The sequence below is a fragment of the Luteibacter sp. NPDC031894 genome (assembly GCF_050273135.1).
Taxonomy (GTDB): Bacteria; Pseudomonadota; Gammaproteobacteria; order Xanthomonadales; family Rhodanobacteraceae; genus Luteibacter.
Genome location: NZ_JBNNMV010000001.1, coordinates 143,822 through 160,903, shown reverse-complemented (window position 1 = coordinate 160,903; position 17,082 = coordinate 143,822). Strand labels below are relative to the sequence as shown.

At 64.8% G+C, this 17,082-nt stretch carries 13 protein-coding genes, 2 tRNA genes and 1 pseudogene; 6 read left to right on the top strand and 10 right to left on the bottom strand.

What is annotated here, in order from left to right:
* Window positions 1–82: 82 nt before the first annotated feature.
* Entirely contained in the window at window positions 83–790 is a 708-nt protein-coding gene (locus tag ACQKIE_RS00760; RefSeq protein ID WP_427454969.1) for a response regulator, read from the top strand.
* Between the two features lie 3 nt (window positions 791–793).
* Here ACQKIE_RS00760 and ACQKIE_RS00755 read toward each other — a convergent pair whose 3' ends face one another.
* On the bottom strand, window positions 794–2,683 hold the full coding sequence (locus tag ACQKIE_RS00755) for an HAL/PAL/TAL family ammonia-lyase (protein ID WP_427454968.1): 1,890 nt from the start codon (window positions 2,681–2,683) through the stop codon (window positions 794–796).
* A gap of 34 nt (window positions 2,684–2,717) precedes the next feature.
* Entirely contained in the window at window positions 2,718–4,103 is a 1,386-nt protein-coding gene (hisS, locus tag ACQKIE_RS00750; protein WP_427454967.1) for a histidine--tRNA ligase, read from the bottom strand.
* A 152-nt stretch (window positions 4,104–4,255) separates the two neighbouring features.
* Here hisS and ACQKIE_RS00745 point away from each other — a divergent pair.
* Window positions 4,256–4,332: transfer RNA gene (locus ACQKIE_RS00745), tRNA-Pro, on the top strand.
* A gap of 121 nt (window positions 4,333–4,453) precedes the next feature.
* Here ACQKIE_RS00745 and ACQKIE_RS00740 read toward each other — a convergent pair.
* Both ACQKIE_RS00740 and ACQKIE_RS00735 read right to left on the bottom strand, forming a co-directional pair.
* Entirely contained in the window at window positions 4,454–5,884 is a 1,431-nt protein-coding gene (locus tag ACQKIE_RS00740) for an ATP-binding protein (RefSeq protein WP_427454966.1), read from the bottom strand.
* Window positions 5,881–6,636 carry a response regulator gene (locus tag ACQKIE_RS00735; RefSeq protein WP_427456750.1) on the bottom strand — a complete coding sequence of 252 codons (756 nt, stop codon included), beginning with the start codon at window positions 6,634–6,636 and terminating at the stop codon, window positions 5,881–5,883. Before ACQKIE_RS00735 ends, ACQKIE_RS00740 begins: the two co-directional genes overlap by 4 nt.
* 135 nt (window positions 6,637–6,771) lie before the next feature.
* Here ACQKIE_RS00735 and ACQKIE_RS00730 point away from each other — a divergent pair, with 135 nt between their 5' ends.
* The 3 genes from ACQKIE_RS00730 (at window position 6,772) to ACQKIE_RS00720 (ending at window position 10,014) form a co-directional block, all read left to right on the top strand.
* Window positions 6,772–7,623, top strand: a complete 852-nt coding sequence (locus ACQKIE_RS00730) for a MipA/OmpV family protein (protein ID WP_427454965.1) — start codon at window positions 6,772–6,774, stop codon at window positions 7,621–7,623.
* Window positions 7,624–7,664: 41 nt separating this feature from the next.
* Window positions 7,665–7,946, top strand: a complete 282-nt coding sequence (locus ACQKIE_RS00725; protein ID WP_427454964.1) for a hypothetical protein — start codon at window positions 7,665–7,667, stop codon at window positions 7,944–7,946.
* Between the two features lie 70 nt (window positions 7,947–8,016).
* Window positions 8,017–10,014, top strand: a complete 1,998-nt coding sequence (locus tag ACQKIE_RS00720; protein WP_427454963.1) for a beta-L-arabinofuranosidase domain-containing protein — start codon at window positions 8,017–8,019, stop codon at window positions 10,012–10,014.
* A gap of 54 nt (window positions 10,015–10,068) precedes the next feature.
* Here the strand turns inward: ACQKIE_RS00720 and ACQKIE_RS00715 are convergent.
* The 6 genes from ACQKIE_RS00715 to ACQKIE_RS00690 all read right to left on the bottom strand — a co-directional run bounded on the left by ACQKIE_RS00715 (window position 10,069) and on the right by ACQKIE_RS00690 (window position 15,556).
* Window positions 10,069–10,161, bottom strand: a tRNA-Ser gene (locus ACQKIE_RS00715).
* A 49-nt stretch (window positions 10,162–10,210) separates the two neighbouring features.
* On the bottom strand, window positions 10,211–10,408 hold the full coding sequence (csrA, locus tag ACQKIE_RS00710; RefSeq protein WP_072323041.1) for a carbon storage regulator CsrA: 198 nt from the start codon (window positions 10,406–10,408) through the stop codon (window positions 10,211–10,213).
* A gap of 299 nt (window positions 10,409–10,707) precedes the next feature.
* Entirely contained in the window at window positions 10,708–13,341 is a 2,634-nt protein-coding gene (gene alaS / locus ACQKIE_RS00705) for an alanine--tRNA ligase (RefSeq protein WP_427454962.1), read from the bottom strand.
* Window positions 13,342–13,410: 69 nt separating this feature from the next.
* Window positions 13,411–13,923, bottom strand: a complete 513-nt coding sequence (locus tag ACQKIE_RS00700) for a regulatory protein RecX (RefSeq protein ID WP_427454961.1) — start codon at window positions 13,921–13,923, stop codon at window positions 13,411–13,413.
* Entirely contained in the window at window positions 13,904–14,953 is a 1,050-nt protein-coding gene (gene recA, locus ACQKIE_RS00695) for a recombinase RecA (protein WP_427454960.1), read from the bottom strand. The genes ACQKIE_RS00700 and recA overlap by 20 nt, the downstream gene beginning before the upstream one ends.
* Before the next feature lie 96 nt (window positions 14,954–15,049).
* Window positions 15,050–15,556, bottom strand: coding sequence for a CinA family protein (locus ACQKIE_RS00690; protein ID WP_427454959.1), 507 nt, complete (start codon window positions 15,554–15,556; stop codon window positions 15,050–15,052).
* A 1,082-nt stretch (window positions 15,557–16,638) separates the two neighbouring features.
* On the opposite strand from ACQKIE_RS00690, the pseudogene ACQKIE_RS00685 reads away from it, so the two are divergent.
* A pseudogene (locus tag ACQKIE_RS00685) lies at window positions 16,639–16,977 on the top strand (hypothetical protein); the annotation flags it as partial.
* Window positions 16,978–17,082 lie beyond the last annotated feature (105 nt).

Sequence of the window (17,082 nt, the reverse complement as noted above, 5' to 3'; positions counted from 1 at the left end):
GGCATCGGATTGCGCTTTTCTTCCATATATTTCGGGGCGGGCGCTCGCCACCATGGCGCCAGTCCATGCCGCGAGCCCTACCATGCCGAGCACCGTGATCATCGCCGACGATCACCCGGTCGTCGTCGCGGGGGTCGAAACCATTCTCAAGGCGCACCGATACGAGATCGTCGCGCGCGCCCACGACACCGATACCCTTCTCGAGGCCCTCTCCGAACACCCTTGCGACGTCGTGGTCACCGACTATTCCATGCCCGAGGGGATCCAGCCGGACGGCCTGCCCATGATCCGGCGCATCCGCGCCACCCGGCCGGACGTCGGGATCGTGGTGCTCACCATGCTCTCCAACCCGGCCATCCTGCGCGGCCTGCTCGACATGGGCGTCGCCGCCATTTTCGACAAGCGCACGAACCTGCGTGACATCCCCGTGGCGGTGCACGCGGCGGACGTGGGGCGGGCCTATCTGAGTCCCGCCATCAAGCGGCTCTTCCACGAGGCGGACTGCGCCGCGGGACACGACGACCTCGCCTCGCGGCTGTCGCCGCGCGAGGTGGAGGTGCTACGCGCGTATGCGCAGGGACATGGACTCTCGGACATCGCGGACCGGATGGGGCGCAGCTTCAAGACCATCAGCCGACAGAAGCGCTCGGCCATGGCGAAGCTGGGCCTGGTCAACGACGCCCAGCTCTACCAGTACCTGGCCGGCATCCGCGCGGGCACGCTCGACGACTGGTCCTCGGCGGCGGAGGCATCCGCACGTCCCGCCGACACGCAGGTACATGCCTCCTAAGTATCAGGCGACGAGGCGGCCGGATGCCACGAGTTCGCACACCGCGCGCACGTCGCCATCCATCGCCCGGTCGCGCTGCATGAAGGCCACGTGCTCGCGCAGCATCGTCAACGCACGACGTACCGCGGCGCCGGCATGGAAATCGCCGGCGGCCGCGAGCGCGTCCATCAGTGCGCGCACTTCGCTCTCGAATCGCGAGTAATGCGCTGAGTCCGTGCGGGGCGCGCCGGCAATCTTGGACGCGAAGGCCTGCAGGTCGCCACGGTGCGCGAGCGCACGCGCGGCATTGAGCATGTCTTGCCGGTACTCGAGCGCCTGGGCGGCGGTATACAACTCCATGGCCAGGACATGGCCGAGGTCTTCGGTCATTTCCAGCACGTGGCGCGCCTCATTGGCGCCCATGGACACATGGTCTTCCGCGTTCGCACTGGTCGGCACGGAATACACCGAAGCCGGATGCGCCCGCGTGGCGAGGTCGTTGACGAGCGCGGCGGCGGTGTACTGGACGATCATGAAGCCGGAGTCCGTCGCATCCTCGTTACCGATGAGGAAGGCCGGCAGGCCGTCGTTGTTCGCCGGGTCCACCAGCTTGGCCGTGCGCCGCTCGGAAATCGATGCGAGCACGGGGATGGCCGCCTTCACGTAGCTCATGGCCAGCGCAAGCGGCATGCCATGGAAATGGCCTGCGGAGATAACCTGGTCCTCGATGACTTCCGCGTCCTTCGCGTCCGGGAAGACCAGCGGATTGTCCGTGACCGCATTGAGTTCGACGTCGAATACGCGACAGGCCTGTTCCCAGGCGTCTCGCACCGCGCCATGCACCTGCGGTGCGCAGCGCAGGCAATAGGCGTCCTGCGGCTGGTGCTTCTTGCCACCCTTGAACGGGAGGAAGCGCGAGTAGAACGCTTCCTTGCCATGCCGCTGCGTCGCGGGCACCCAGTCCCAACCGATATCGAAGCGATAGGCCTGGCCGGCCGGATCGGACCAGGAATCCGAAAGCCACGACCGGAAGCGCGGCACGAGGTGGTAAGGGATATCGGCGAGCGTGGAACCCTCGAGCAGGCCGCGCATGTTCCGCGCCGCCTCGACCTGTCCTGGGTGCGGACGCAACGCGTGCACTTCCTCGGCATAGGCCCCGGTACGGCCGGCGAAGGCGTCCAGGGTCATCGCCGCGGCGAGGTCGGCGGTGCGGATCAGCATGTCCATCGTGTCGAGCGCCAGCACGCCTGTGGCGAGCATCTGCGTCGTACCGTTGTTCAGCGCCAGCCCTTCCTTGAACGACAGCCGCACCGGCGCCAGGCCCGCCGCCGCCAGCGCCTTGGCGCCGGGCAGGCGCTCATCCTTGTAGAACGCTTCGCCGCCACCGAGCAGGACGATGGCCAGGTGCGAGAGCGGCGCGAGGTCGCCGCTGGCACCGACCGAGCCCTTCTCCGGGATCACGGGGATGACGTCGCGGTTCAGCAGTTCGGCAAGCGCACGCAGCGTCTCCACGCGGATGCCCGAATGCCCGCGCATCAACGTATTGACGCGAATAGCGAGCATCGCGCGGACCACGTCGGCGGAGAACGGCTTACCGACGCATACGGCGTGCGTGATGATCAGGTTGTGCTGCAGCTCTTCCAGCAAGGTGCCTTCGCGCGGCTCCGGGTTGCCGCCAGGCAGTTCGTCGCGCACGCGATGCGCACCGAGCAGCTTGTCGGCATTGCTGCCGAAGCCGGTCGTCACGCCGTAGATCGGCTCGCCGCCGCCCACTTTCTCGGCGAGGAAGTCGGCGGCCCGCTTCACCTTCACCAGCTGCGCCTCGTCGAGACGGATCGTGGCGCCCTGGCGGGCGATGGCGGCGACTTGCGCGCGGGTAAGGCTGCGGCCGTCGAGGAGGATGCTGCTGGTCATGGATGAGGCCGTGGAAAGTCGGTGGGAAGTGGGCTCAGCGGCCGATTTCGGCCTGGGCGAGTTCGACGCGCAACGTCTTCACCAGGTCGGCGCGCGAGACCTCGAACTGGTCCTCGCGCCGCAGGTCCTTGACCGTGACCACGCCCTTGGCGATCTCGTCTTCGCCGATGACGACGACGAAACGAATGCCGGCACGATCGGCATACTTGAACTGCTTGCCCAGCTTGCCGCCCTCCAGCACCACCTCGGTGGCGATGCCGGCGCTGCGCAGTTCGCTGGCGACGGCCAGATAGGTAGGCAATTGCGCCGCATCCATCTGGGTCACCAACACGTCGACCGTGCTCCGGGCCGTGGACACGAGACCGGCATCGCGAAGCTGCCAGTACAGGCGCGTGAGACCGATGGAAATGCCGACGCCCGGCAGGTGCGATTTCGTGTACTGCCCCGCGAGGTTCTCATAACGGCCGCCCGAGCAGATGGAGCCGATGCCCGGGTGGTCGTTCAGCGTGGTCTCGTAGACCGTGCCGGTGTAGTAGTCGAGGCCACGCGCGATGGACAGGTTCAGGGCGAAATGCGTTTCGGGCACGCCGAAGTCGCGAATCAGGCCCAGGACTTCCTTCAGCTCGGTCCTGCCCTGCTCGAAGGTCTCCGAACCGCTACCCAGCGCATCGAGCTGCGCGAACGCGTCCGCCACCGACGTCGACCGCACCTGGACGAAATCGAGGATCTTCGCCGCCACGTCGGCGGAGAGGCCGAAGGCTTCGCCGGTGAGCGTGTCGTGCACGTACTGCGGGCCACGCTTGTCGAGCTTGTCCACCTCACGGAGGACCAGCATCTGCTGTTCCGCATCGGCGATGCCGAGGTTCTCGAAATAGCCACGCATCAGCTTGCGGTTATTGAGCTGGATGGTGAAGGGGCCGATGTCGAGTTCGCGGAAGACGCTGTAGATCACCGCGGGGATCTCGGCGTCGTAGCGCACCGACAAGGAGTCCTTGCCGATCACGTCGATGTCGCACTGGTAGAACTCGCGGAAACGGCCGCGCTGCGCGCGCTCGCCGCGGTACACGCGCTGCATCTGGTAGCGGCGGAACGGGAAGCTCAGGTCGTGCTCGTGCTCGGCCACGTAACGGGCGAGCGGCACGGTCAGGTCGAAACGCAGCGCCAGTTCCGGCACCCCGCCCTTTTCCGTTGCCGTGCCGAGGGCGCCGGTCGACTGCACGAAATACACCTGGCGCTCGGTTTCGCCGCCCGTCTTGGTCAGCAGGACGTCGCTGTATTCGATGACCGGTGTCTCGATCGGCAGGAAGCCGAACCGTTCGTAATTGCGGCGAATCGTGTCCAACATGCGCTGGAAGGCGATCTGGTCGAGCGGCAGGAGCTCGAGGACACCGGGCATGGTGCGGGCCGGGGTGAGTGCCATGCAATTCCTCTTCGGACAGGCTTACGGAGGCCGCCAGGCGGCAGCCGCATAGATTAGCAGATGGCCACGCGCGGCCTCGTGGCGGAATGTAAAAAAAGTGCGACGACCTGTTGCCAAGGAACCGGCCCATGGCTAATATACGCGGCTCCCGTCGGGGTGTAGCTCAGCCTGGTAGAGCGCTACGTTCGGGACGTAGAAGTCGCAGGTTCGAATCCTGTCTCCCCGACCAATAATCAAGTAGTTACGTCGCTTGACGATGAAAGGCCCGCCCTCGAAAGCGGGCTTTTTTCGTTTCTTGCGGCCGGAGTGGTCGACGAATAGCTGCGTTGATCGTCCGGAGCGACCGATGCTCATACCCGCTGCCCGCTCGGCTTCGGCAGATCCACGCGCACGAGCAGTCCGTGCGGCACGACGGGTAGCAGACGAATGCTGCCGCCATGGCCCCTGACGACATCGCGCGCAATGGCCAGACCCAGGCCAGTACCGCCGGTAGTCCGATTGCGCGAGCCCTCCAGGCGTTGGAACGGAGCGAAGGCGCGCTCAACCTGCTCAGGCGCGATGCCCGGCCCATCGTCGCTGATGGCGATAGCAACGGCATCCGGTTCATCACGCAATTCGACCGTGACATGTCTGGCGTATTTGCAGCCATTTTCGACGAGATTGGCGAGTGCACGGCGCATGGCCACTGGCTGGCATGGAAGCTGCGCGTGGTCAGGCCCGTGATAATCGACCCACCCTCCCGCATCACAGGCGTTGTCGCATAGGCTGATCAGCAACGCGGCGATGTCCACCAGGCTGTGCGCCTCCGACGTGGCCTCGCCACCCGCGAACGCCAGGGTGCTGTTGATCATGGCGTCCATCTCGGCGATATCCGCAAGAAGCTGCCGCTGCTGCGTTTCGTCATCGACGTATTCGGCAAACAGCCGGAGACGCGTAAGCGGCGTGCGCAGGTCGTGCGCGATCGCGGCCAGCATGTGGGTGCGCTCGTCGACGAACTGCTTCAGCCGAAGCTGCATCTCGTTGAAGGTACGCGCGATCGAGGCGTACTCCGGAATGGACATATCGCCGATAAGGGTGGGCTTACGCTCCCTTCCCAGACGCTCGGCGGCCTCGCTCAGCCGCGTCAGTGGCCGAACCAGGCGGCGTGCCATCCATAGCGACAGGATGCTGATAAATAGCAGCGTGACGATGATGATCGCAATATTCCTGACGCGCCGCGTGGCCGCCTTTTCGTCCAGGTTCTGTGAGACCACCAGCCAGCGCGAGCCGCCCAGATCGATGGCGATGCGGAAGCTTCGCAATATCGCGATATCCGATTGCATGCGATTGCGCGCCACGTCGACGAGGCGCGTCGGCAGGCTGGCGGCGAGGACGACCATGGTCCCGGTCTCCAGGTCGATGTCGGTGGACGTCGTTTCTGCACTGGCCCGGATAGCGGCCGGATCGACTCCGATTTGCGGTGCGATACCCTGCGCTATCGACGTCAGAAGCTCGGACGATGTGCCAGGTTTCGTCGCCGGCTCGATGCGAAACTTCAACCATCCCGACGACGCGAGCGAGTCCAGCTTTTCCTGTTGTTCGTCGACCGGTGCGTTGCGCGCCACTCGAACAGCCTCCACCGTCCGATCGGACAACCAGGACGCGTCGATCAGAATGAAGCTGGGTGGCGGCACCAGACGCTTCAGCATGTTCTGGAACAACTCGATGGACACCTGCGACAGCAGGATGACGATGACGATGCGCGACGTCAGCCCGAACCGTGGCCGCCAGCGCAACGTCATGCTGTCTGATCGTCCGCTTCGGAGCGAACGTCGGCAGCGAAAAAATAGCCGCCATTGCGAACTGTCTTGATCAGCGCCGGGTCGAGGGGATGGGCTTCGATCTTGCGCCGCAGCCGACTGATCTGCACATCGATGCTGCGGTCGAACGGATTGCTGTTGCGACCCCGCGCGAGGTCCAGCAGACGATCACGGCTAAGTACCTGCTGCGGATGTTCCACAAAGGCCAGCAGGAGATCGAACTCCCCGCTGGTCAGATCGGTAAGCATACCGGCAGGTGATTTCAGGCTGCGATGGCTCACATTGAGTGTCCAGTCGGCGAAACAATAGACCGGCCGCCTGCTTTGCGCCTGATCCGCCTTGACGTAGGTCCGGCGCAGCACGGCGCGGATACGTGCGATCAGTTCCCTGGGATTGAAGGGCTTGACGATGTAGTCGTCGGCGCCCAGCTCCAAGCCGACCACGCGATCGGTCTCCCCGTCCATGGCCGTCAAGAGGATGACTGGAATCGGTCGTTCCGCGTTCTGCAGCTGCCGGCAAAGGGAGAATCCGCTCTCGCCAGGCAACATCACATCCAGCACGATGAGATCGGGGGCCTCGCGGCCGAGGGCGTCGAACATTTTCACGCCATCCCCAGCCACGGTGACATACATGCCGTGATCGCTGAGGAAGCGGGCCAGCATCGCACGTATCCGCTGATCGTCATCGACGATCAAGACGTGCGGCTGGCGAGTGGTCGATGCGCCGGACTTCATCGCCGGACGATATCGCAGTCCGGCAGCCTGCGACACGGCTGAAACATACTGAAACGATCTGCAAGGCGCACGTCATCGTCCAGGGTGGACGGCCTCCTAGAGTCCAGGCCTCCGTAATCCCCAGGATGCCTGACCATGAAGAACCTGATCCCACTCCTGCGCGCGACCCCGGCGGCACGCGCCATGGGGATCGTCATACTCGTGATGACTACTCCGGCATGGGCGCAGGTAGCGCCGGGGCCAGCGCGGGAAAGCGATTGGAATGTGGTCGCCGGACTCGGCCTCCTGCGCACACCGATCTTCCCCGGCGCGTCCAAGAACGAGATACGCCCCGCCCCGTATTTGTCGATCGACTACGGCGACCGCTTCTTCGTGCGCGGCCCCGCCATCGGCGTGAACCTGTTCCGGTTCGGCCAGAATGACCGCTTTCGGCTGGGCCTGCTGACACGCATCACGCCGGAAGCAGCATGGGACGAGGCCGGCGATCGGGCGCTGCATGGCCTGGGCAAAATCAGTGGGGGCCTCGACGCGGGCGTGTTCGGCAGCTACCGGAGCAAGTCATGGTTCGCCGAGCTGGCGGCCACTCGCGGTGCTGTCCTCAGAAAAGATCACGGTGAAAGCAGCACGCGTGGCAGCGGAACGGCGGTCCAGTTTGGATTCGGCTATACCGCGCACCTGGCGTCCCGTGTCCGCTGGATGACGCAGGTAAGTACCCAGTGGACAGACGCCACTCGCACGCGCACGTATTTCGGGGTGTCGCACGCGCAATCGCTGGCGACGGGCTTGCAGGCCTATCAGCCCAAGGGTGGGATCACCAGCTATGGCGTGACGACGACGCTGAACTACGCCTTCGGCAAGCGTTGGACTCTCACCGGCTTGATCAAGTATGAGCGGCTGGCAGGCGACGCGAAGCGCAGCCCCATCGTCACTACCAACGGCAGGGCGAACCAGGTCTCTACCGGCGCGTTCCTCGGGTATACCTTCTGATGCCGGGCCGGATTCGCCGAAGTGCCGGGCGTCCCGGTTGGATGCGGCGCCTGAAATGGCTGTACGGAGGTTGCGGCAGGCTGTCACGCAAGGTTGCCCCGCGTAGCCCGGCCGTCGGATGGGACGAGCTGGCGTCTTTCGTGCTGGTGATGAGGTTGATCCTCGATGATCGCGCGACGGAACCGGTCCGCATCGTTTGCGAAGAACGCATTCTGCGGGATGCACGGCGGCTTGCGTCCATGGGCTTCTTCGAGCTTTTTGCCGTGCGCTCCACGCCCCTGCGCGCCATGCTCGAAGGCGAGGGTGTGATCAAACGAAGTTGAGTCACGCTTCCTCGGACGGGAAAAATCATACATATTGCCCCGAAGGTAGATGGCGAGAGGATGTATCCCGATGCACGACTCCACCCTTCCCGGCCGCCGGAGCTTTCTGCAGGCGTCCGTTCTCGGCGCACTCACGTCATGGTTGCCGATCGATCAGATCGCCGCCACGACGAAAACCGGTTCCGCTGCCGTGTTTCCGCAAGCACCCCTGGCACCCCAGCCCTTGCAGTTGCTTCCGGCCGGCTCTATCCGCCCATCGGGATGGCTGCGCCGTCAGCTGGAGATCCAGGCGGAGGGCCTCGGTGGGCGTGTGGATGAGACGTGGCCGGACCTGGGTCCCGACAGCGGCTGGCTCGGCGGCAAGGGCGAGTCATGGGAGCGAGGGCCTTACTTCGTCGACGGCCTGCTGCCGCTGGCATGGCAACTCGACTCGCCCACGCTGAAGGCGAAGGCGCAGCGCTTCATCGATTGGACGCTCGAGAACCCCTGGCCCAACGGAATGTTCGGCCCGAAGAGCAACGACGACTGGTGGCCGCGCATGGTCATGTTGAAGGTGCTCACGCAGTACCAGGAACTGACCGGCGATGCGCGCGTGGTCCCGTTCATGACGCGCTATTTCCATTACCAGTTGGGCGCGCTGCCGGAACGGCCGTTGCGCGATTGGGGGCGCATGCGCTGGCAAGACGAGGTCGCGTCGATCCTCTGGCTGCACGCGCGCACGCACGACCCGAAACTGCTCGAACTGGCGGCGCTGCTGAAGAAGCAGGGTTACGACTGGCAAGCGATGTATGCGAACTTCCCTTTCAAGGAGAAGACCGATGCGAAGCTCGTCGAAGCCAAGGGCGGCAAGGACGCCTTCATGGAAGACGATGGGCTACAGGTGCATGGCGTCAACGTCGCGCAAGCGTTGAAGGCGTCGCCGGTGTGGTCACTGGTGTCGCGCGACGCGAACGACCGTGCCGCCATCCACCACCAGCTCGAACAACTCGACCGCTACCACGGCCTGGCCAACGGCATGTTTTCCGCGGACGAGCACCTCGCCGGACGCAATCCGTCGCAGGGTATTGAACTGTGCGCGGTCGTGGAGGCCATGTACTCCCTGGAAACGGCGCTGGCCATCACCGGCGACGCCGTGCTCGGCGACCGCATCGAGCGCATCGCCTATAACGCGCTGCCGGCCGCCTTTACCGACGATATGTGGGCGCACCAATACGACCAGCAGCCGAACCAGGTGGAGTGCAGCCTGCATCGTCGACCGTGGACCACTAATGGTCCGGAGTCGAACCTGTTTGGCCTCGACCCCCACTTCGGCTGCTGCACGGCGAATTTCCACCAGGGTTGGCCCAAGCTCACGGCAAGCCTGTGGATGGCCTGCGCCGACGGGGGCCTCGCCGCGACCGTCTACGCCCCCTGCCGCGTCACTACGGTGGCACGTGGCGTACCCATAGACATCGAGCAGGACACGGACTACCCCTTCCGCGACGACATCGCCATGACGCTACGTCCGGCCTCGCCGGTCGTGTTCCCGTTGCGCCTGCGCATACCGGGCTGGTGCCGTGCGCCATCGGTGCGAGTCAACGGCGAACGGGTCGAGGCTAAGGCTGGGGAAGGGTTCCTCACGATCGAGCGCCGGTGGGCCGCGGGGGACAAGATCCAGTTGTCGCTGCCAGCCGACGTGGTGACCGAAACCGGGTTCAACGAGTCCGTCAGCTTCAGTCGTGGCCCGCTCGTGTTCTCGTTGCCCGTTGGCGAGGCGTGGGTGAAGTGGCGCAAGCGCGGCCTCACCCATGACTGGCAGGTGTACCCGACATCGTCATGGAACTACGCGGCGGGCGAGGCTGGGGCGGTGGAACGGCACCCGATCGGAACGCGACCGTTCGCGGGCGTCACGCCGGCGGTGACGCTCGCCGTTCGAGGTCGGCTCGTGGCCTGGAAAGCGGAGGAAGGCGCCGCCGATCCCGTACCCCTGAAGCCGGCGATGGAGGATGAGCCGTACACCACCTTGCGCCTCGTGCCTTACGCGGGCGCCAAGTTGCGCATCACGTCGTTTCCGGCGCTGGGCTCCTGAGGCAAGTCAAAGACCATAAACGCAAAACGCCCCTCTCGGGGCGTCTTGCGTAACTGGCGGAGAGTGAGGGATTCGAACCCTCGATAAGGCTTTTGACCCTATACTCCCTTAGCAGGGGAGCCCCTTCGGCCTCTCGGGCAACTCTCCGTGTAACGAGCCAGCAAGGATACTTGCCCTTGCTTCGGCCGTAAAGCCTTTACTGGTCGTCCCCGGAATGGCCGGCGGGATCGTTCTCGTTCTTGATGCGCTGGTAAATTTCTTCGCGGTGAACCGCGACATTCTTCGGCGCATTGATGCCGATGCGCACCTGGTTACCCTTCACACCCAGAACGGTGACGGTCACCTCGTCGCCGATCATCAGGGTTTCACCGACCCGGCGGGTCAGAATCAGCATGATTGATACTCCATAAAATCAGGTATTGGCTTCCCCACCAACGACAACTCACCCCGAGTGCTTGCCGTCAATGGATCGACGTTTCGACCATCGAAGGCCGATGCCTTCCCCGGCTCTAGTTGTGTGTGTCGCTGACCAGCTGTCCTGCCATCGCGATCCGAAGGATCGATGCCGAAGGATGCTTTCGACATTCGGATGATACTAGCCGAGCCAAACCGGGGTACGCAACGCACGGCGCCGTGAATACGTGCGCCAGAACGCCCTTATGACGTCCCGGCGACGAGTCGGCCACGTTCCGTTCAGCGCAGGCGCGCCTCCACCCAGGCCGGAATGCCTGCGAGGACGCCCGGCAAGGCCGGGCTGTCGAGGCCGCCGCCCTGCGCCATGTCGGGGCGGCCGCCGCCCTTCCCTTCGATGTGCGAGGCGACTTCGGCGACCAGGTCGCCCGCCTTCACTTTGCCTGACGCGGCCCCGCCGACGCCGGCCACCAGGGAAACGCGACCGTCCACGGCACCGGCCAGGACGATCGCGCAATCGACCAGTTGCTGCTTCAGGACGTCCATGCTGTCGCGAAGGGACTTCGCATCGAGGCCTTCCAGGCGGGCGGCGACGACCTTCACGCCACCCACGTCGACAGCCGAAGCCGCCAGGTCGGCCGAGGCCGAACTCGCCGCCTTGGCCTTGTACGATTCGATCTCGCGCTCCAGCTTCTTCTGGCGATCGAACAACTGGCGAAGCTTCTCCACGACGTCGTCACCCGTCGCTGCCAGCAGGCCGGACACCTCGCCGAGGATGCGCTCCTCCTCGGCGACGCGGGCCATGGCGCCGGCGCCCGTGACCGCCTCGATGCGACGGACCCCCGCGGCGACACCCGATTCGGACACGATCTTGAACAGGCCGATGTCTCCCGTCCGGGAGACGTGCGTGCCGCCGCACAGTTCGGTCGAAAACCCGCCCATCTTCAGGACGCGAACCTCGGCGCCGTACTTCTCGCCGAACAACGCCATGGCGCCGAATTCGATCGCCTCGTCATAACCCATGTGATGCACTTCCGCCTGTGCATTTCGACGAACTTCATCATTGACCATGCGTTCGATCTGCGCGAGCTCCTCGGGCGTGACCGCCTTGAAATGCGAGAAGTCGAAACGCAGGCGTTCCGGCGCCACCAGCGACCCCTTCTGGGCCACGTGATCGCCGAGGACGGTACGCAGCGCCGCGTGGAGCAGGTGCGTGGCGGAATGGTTGAGCACGGTTGCCTGGCGCTGCGCGGCGTCGACGGACGCGCCGACCACGGCACCCTTCTCCAGCGGCGCCGAGCCCTGCCAGGTACCGAAATGGGCGAAGAACGCGCCGCCAACCTTTTGCGTATCGGCGACCGCGAAAGACCCCGAGGGATTGCTCAACGTGCCGGTGTCGCCCACCTGACCGCCGGACTCGGCGTAGAACGGCGTGCGATCCAGCAACACGAAAGCTTCCTCGCCGTCGCCAAGACGATCGACCGCCTTGCCGTCGCGAACGATGGCCAGCACCTTCGCATCGGCAAGTTCGAGGTCGTCGTAACCGGTGAACTCGGTGGGCGCCAGCGCGCTGGCGACTTCGGCCGGAAGCTGCGCCTTCGTCGCGAAGTTGCTCGCGGCGCGCGCACGCGCGCGCTGCTCGCCCATGGCGCGCTCGAAGCCTTCCATGTCGACGCTCATGCCACGCTCGCGAGCGATATCCGCAGTGAGATCCACTGGGAACCCATAGGTGTCGTACAGACGGAAGGCATCCGCGCCCGGAATGATCTGCCCGGACTTCGCGGCGATGTCGTCGAAGAGGCGCATGCCGTGCTCGAGGGTTTCGCCGAAGCGCTCCTCCTCGGTCTTCAACGCCTGCTCCACGAACGCCCGCTTCGCGGCCAGCTCCGGGTACGCCTCGCCCATCTCGGCGACGAGCGGCGCGACCATCTTCCAGAAGAAGTCGCCGCGCACGCCGAGCATCCACCCATGGCGAAGCGCGCGACGGATGATGCGGCGGAGCACGTAGCCGCGCCCTTCATTGGACGGAAGGACACCGTCGACGATCAGGAAGGAACAGGCACGAACATGGTCGGCGATCACGCGCAGCGACTTGTTCGCGAGATCGGTGGTACCGGTGAGGTGGGCCGCTTCCGCGATCAGGTGCGCAAAGAGGTCGATCTCGTAGTTCGAATGGACGTGCTGCAGCACGGCGGCCAGGCGCTCCAGGCCCATGCCGGTATCGACGCAGGGCGCCGGCAACGGTGCGAGCGTGCCGTCCGGCGCACGGTCGAACTGCATGAACACGAGGTTCCAGATCTCGATGTAGCGATCGCCGTCTTCGTCCGGCGAACCGGGCGGACCGCCGGCCACGTCCGGGCCGTGGTCATAAAAGATTTCGGTGCAGGGACCACACGGGCCGGTATCGGCCATTTGCCAGAAGTTATCCGACGCGAACGGAGCGCCCTTGTTGTCGCCGATACGGACGATGCGTTCCGCCGGCACGCCGACTTCCTTGTGCCAGATGTCGTAGGCCTCGTCGTCGGTATGGTAGACGGTGACCCAGAGGCGCTCGGCCGGCAGCTTGTAGACGCCCGTGAGGAGCTCCCAGGCATACCGGATGGCGTCGCGCTTGAAGTAGTCGCCGAAGGACCAGTTGCCCAGCATCTCGAAGAACGTATGGTGACGGGCGGTGTAGCCGACGGCGTCGAGGTCGTTGTGCTTGCCGCCGGCACGCAGGCAGCGCTGCACGTCGGCCGCGCGCACGTAGCCCGGCTTCTCGCTGCCGAGGAACACGTTCTTGAAGGGCACCATGCCCGAGTTGGTGAACAGCAGCGTGGGATCGTTCGACGGCACCAGCGATGCCGATGGCACGATGGTGTGGTCCTTGGAGCGGAAGAAATCGAGGAAGGTCGAACGGATGTCTGCGGTTTTCATGAGCAATCGTGGCTTCGGAGCGGCGAGGTTTCGCGGGGACGCTCCGTCCAGAATCAAGGCTCACTGCCTTCAGTCGTCGTCGGCGTCTTCCGCATCGGCGTGGGTAAGAACACGTACTGTGGCGGCGGCGAAGCCACGACGCAAGAGGAATTGCGCCCGGCGGGCTCGTTCCGCGGGATCGGCGACCGGGCTGCCGTAGCGCCGGCGCAGCTGTTGGGCGCCGAGGGCGTCCCAGTCGACGTCCGCCGCCTCGATCAATTCGCGGATGGTAGCGTCCCCGACGCCCTGGCTGCGAAGCTCGGCGCGAATGCGGGCGGGGCCATAGCCCTGCCCCACACGGCTACGAACGAGCGCCTCGGCAAAGCGGGTGTCGTCCTGGTAGCCCTGGTCGCCCAGCCGCTCGACGGCGGCCGTGGATTCGTCACGCGCGAAACCGCCGCGCTCGAGCTTCTGCGCGAGTTCGCGGCGGGAATGCTCACGCCGGGCCAGGAGCCCGAGCGCCTTTTCGTAGGCCGTGCGGGTCGGGCGATCGGCCTTGCGATCACCCTTGCCCGCGCCGGGATCAGACTTCCTCGAGCGCATCCTGCTCGTTGTCGCTGGCTGCCGCGGTGTCGCTCTTACCAGGCTTCACCAGCAGTCGGGCGCGCAGTTCGGCGTCGACCTCATTGGCGATGGCCGGATTGTCGCGGAGGAACTGACGCACGTTTTCCTTGCCCTGGCCGATGCGGTCGCCCTTGTAGCTGTACCAGGCGCCGGACTTGTCGATCAGGTTTTCGCGCACGCCCAGCTCGATGATCTCGCCTTCGCGCGAAGTGCCCTCGCCATAAAGGATCTCGAACTCGGTCTGGCGGAACGGCGGCGCCACCTTGTTCTTCACCACCTTGACGCGGGTTTCCGAGCCGATGACTTCCTCGCCCTTCTTCACCGCGCCGATACGGCGGATGTCGAGGCGCACGGAGGCGTAGAACTTCAGCGCGTTACCACCGGTCGTGGTTTCCGGGCTGCCGAACATCACGCCGATCTTCATGCGGATCTGGTTGATGAAGATGACGAGGCAGTTCGACTTCTTGATGTTGGCGGTGAGCTTGCGCAACGCCTGGCTCATCAGGCGGGCGTGCAGGCCGACGTGGGAATCGCCCATCTCGCCTTCGATTTCGGCCTTCGGGGTAAGCGCGGCCACCGAGTCGACGACCACCATGTCCACGGCGCCGGAGCGCACCAGCATGTCGGCGATTTCCAGGGCCTGCTCGCCGGTATCCGGCTGGCTGACGAGGAGGTCGGCGACGTTGACGCCGAGCTTCTCGGCGTAGCTCGGGTCGAGGGCGTGCTCGGCGTCGACGAACGCCGCCGTACCGCCGTCGCGCTGGCACGACGCGATGGCCTGGAGCGTGAGGGTGGTCTTGCCCGACGATTCCGGACCGTAGATTTCGACGACACGGCCGCGCGGCAAGCCGCCGATCCCGAGGGCGATATCCAGGCCAAGCGAGCCGGTGGACACGACGTCGATCTGGTCGTCGACGCGGTCGCCAAGACGCATCACGGCGCCCTTGCCGAACTGCTTTTCGATCTGGCCGAGCGCGCTCGCCAGCGCCTTGCGCTTATTGTCGTCCATCGTGAATTCCAGTCTCGTGTGTAGGTGAGTATCTTGCCCGACCGTGGTCTCAGGGACTGCGATCCGCGATCCCCAAGTTTGCCATAGCTGCCGGGGTCAGCTCTTCAGTTCGGCGGTCATTCCAACAAGCGCGGCGGCGACCGTCTGCCGCCGGACCGCCTCGCGATCCCCGTCGAAATGATAGAGCCGCGCGTGGGCGTAGCCCCCGCGACGCTTCCAGCCGATCCAGACGGTGCCGACGGGTTTGTCCGGCGTGCCGCCGGACGGGCCCGCGATGCCGGTGACCGCCACGGCGACACCCGCCCCGTACCTGGCGAGGGCGCCGGACACCATCTCGAGCACCGTTTCCTCGCTCACGGCGCCCGTGCGCTCCAAGGTGCGCGGATTGACGCCGAGGAGGGCTTCCTTGGCGCTATAGCTGTAGGAAACGACACCCGCCTCGAACCAGGCCGAGCTCCCTGCCAGATCGGTGAGCGTCTTCGCGATCCAGCCGCCGGTGCACGACTCGGCGGTCGCCACCATGACTCGCTTCTCCTGCGCGGCATCGGCGACCTGGCGGGCCAGGGTTTCGAGGTCGGCGTCTGTGGGGATCGAATCGGCCATGGAACGTCCTCGGGCAAAAGGGGGAGTTCTACTCCCGGCACGCGGCGATGTCGATGCCGCCCCTGCCTTAAATATCGTGAACGCCTGTTCGCCAAACGGTTGCCATTAGAGGCTCCCGTCGATACCATGCCCACCTTCGGTTGTTGCCATGGACTCGCACGCGTTGCCGTTTTGTCGTGATGACAGTGCGGTGGCTAGAAGGACTACAGGATGATGCAACGTACAGATCACACCGTATCTCAGGCCACCGGCCTGACGTTAGCTGCGTGAGCAACTCCCCCCTCATGAGTCCGTGGGCGAACCGCAGCCCTTGGGCGGCAAGCACCCACAGCCTTGAAGGATAAGGAGCGCTGACGTATCGGTTGCGACTCGATCACCATGTGTCGAGGCAGCGGCGTGTAGCGCAATTGACACCGGGGGCTGCCAGCCTTCGCATTAACAGGGACACGCACGGTGGTTTCAATCGCAACCTTCACGAGTCATGCACATATCCGGCAAAAAGCGTGGCCAATTCTCAATACCGCCGGGACGCCCGTCAAATCTTCGACGCGTTTCACTCACATTACATGTCGATATTGTGTGATAACCGTCGCAAAATCGGACGTTTAGGGCGCTAGTCAAGAAACAGTTGTTGCGATACCTTTACGCCGCGGGCAGGGGCCCGCTCAAGGGGTGGGGAATCCAAGGCCAGTGACGACGCAACTTTGAGTGGGCGATCAGAGATCGTCTCCGAGTGCGTACGGCCTTTCTTCGCTGGCACGTAATGCAAGGGCGCCCAAGGCGCTTGTACAGGATGTTGTATGGATGATTTGCATGTCGCTCGAGGCCGGGTTCGCTCGGGCCTGTGGTCCCAGCAAACGCTACAACCGCCGGCACGATCGCCGCGGTTTCCTCATCGGGACGACCCCTCCCCGAGGTCACTCCTCAATCCTCTTTCATGGCGTTTTAAACGCTCGGCGCATTCGGCGAGGAGTTTTGCTGTCCTTTCTCTGCTGCCTCCCTGGTTTTCAAGAGCTTACGAGTCACACGTGAATAGATCCCTGCCCCACGCCTTAGCTACTGGCCTCGTCTTCCTGCTTACGATGGGCCTCTCTGCCTGCGGTACGCCGGCCGCCAAGGATTTCGGCGGCTCATGGAAGCCGGTGAACCGCTTCGAGGACAAGACCACGGAAATTCCGCTCGCGGTCCCTTACACGTATTACGCCGCGCCCATGGATGGGACGCTCAAGACGATGCTATCGCGATGGACCAGCGACAACGGCATGAAGCTTCAATACAAGCTGCGCTCGGACTTCACGCTGACCAAAGCCGCGTCCGCGATCCATACGACTGAGCTGCGGGATGCCACGTCGCAGTTGAGCTCTATTTACGGACCGCAAGGCGTCGCCGTCCTGGTCGACGGCCCCGATCTCGTTGTCGAGGAGATGAGCGGGATCACGGCCCTTCCGGCGGCGGTGCCGGCTTCGACGACTCCCGCCCCTGTCACCACGACTGCGCCGACGGTCCCCTCGGGCCAAGTCGCTGCG

Coding starts and splice junctions, on each gene's coding strand:
- ACQKIE_RS00760 (WP_427454969.1), top strand. CDS start 83: ATGCCGAGCACCGTGATCATCGCCGACGATCACCCGGTCGTCGTCGCG.
- ACQKIE_RS00755 (WP_427454968.1), bottom strand. CDS start 2,683: ATGACCAGCAGCATCCTCCTCGACGGCCGCAGCCTTACCCGCGCGCAA.
- hisS (WP_427454967.1), bottom strand. CDS start 4,103: ATGGCACTCACCCCGGCCCGCACCATGCCCGGTGTCCTCGAGCTCCTG.
- ACQKIE_RS00740 (WP_427454966.1), bottom strand. CDS start 5,884: ATGACGTTGCGCTGGCGGCCACGGTTCGGGCTGACGTCGCGCATCGTC.
- ACQKIE_RS00735 (WP_427456750.1), bottom strand. CDS start 6,636: ATGAAGTCCGGCGCATCGACCACTCGCCAGCCGCACGTCTTGATCGTC.
- ACQKIE_RS00730 (WP_427454965.1), top strand. CDS start 6,772: ATGAAGAACCTGATCCCACTCCTGCGCGCGACCCCGGCGGCACGCGCC.
- ACQKIE_RS00725 (WP_427454964.1), top strand. CDS start 7,665: ATGCGGCGCCTGAAATGGCTGTACGGAGGTTGCGGCAGGCTGTCACGC.
- ACQKIE_RS00720 (WP_427454963.1), top strand. CDS start 8,017: ATGCACGACTCCACCCTTCCCGGCCGCCGGAGCTTTCTGCAGGCGTCC.
- csrA (WP_072323041.1), bottom strand. CDS start 10,408: ATGCTGATTCTGACCCGCCGGGTCGGTGAAACCCTGATGATCGGCGAC.
- alaS (WP_427454962.1), bottom strand. CDS start 13,341: ATGAAAACCGCAGACATCCGTTCGACCTTCCTCGATTTCTTCCGCTCC.
- ACQKIE_RS00700 (WP_427454961.1), bottom strand. CDS start 13,923: ATGCGCTCGAGGAAGTCTGATCCCGGCGCGGGCAAGGGTGATCGCAAG.
- recA (WP_427454960.1), bottom strand. CDS start 14,953: ATGGACGACAATAAGCGCAAGGCGCTGGCGAGCGCGCTCGGCCAGATC.
- ACQKIE_RS00690 (WP_427454959.1), bottom strand. CDS start 15,556: ATGGCCGATTCGATCCCCACAGACGCCGACCTCGAAACCCTGGCCCGC.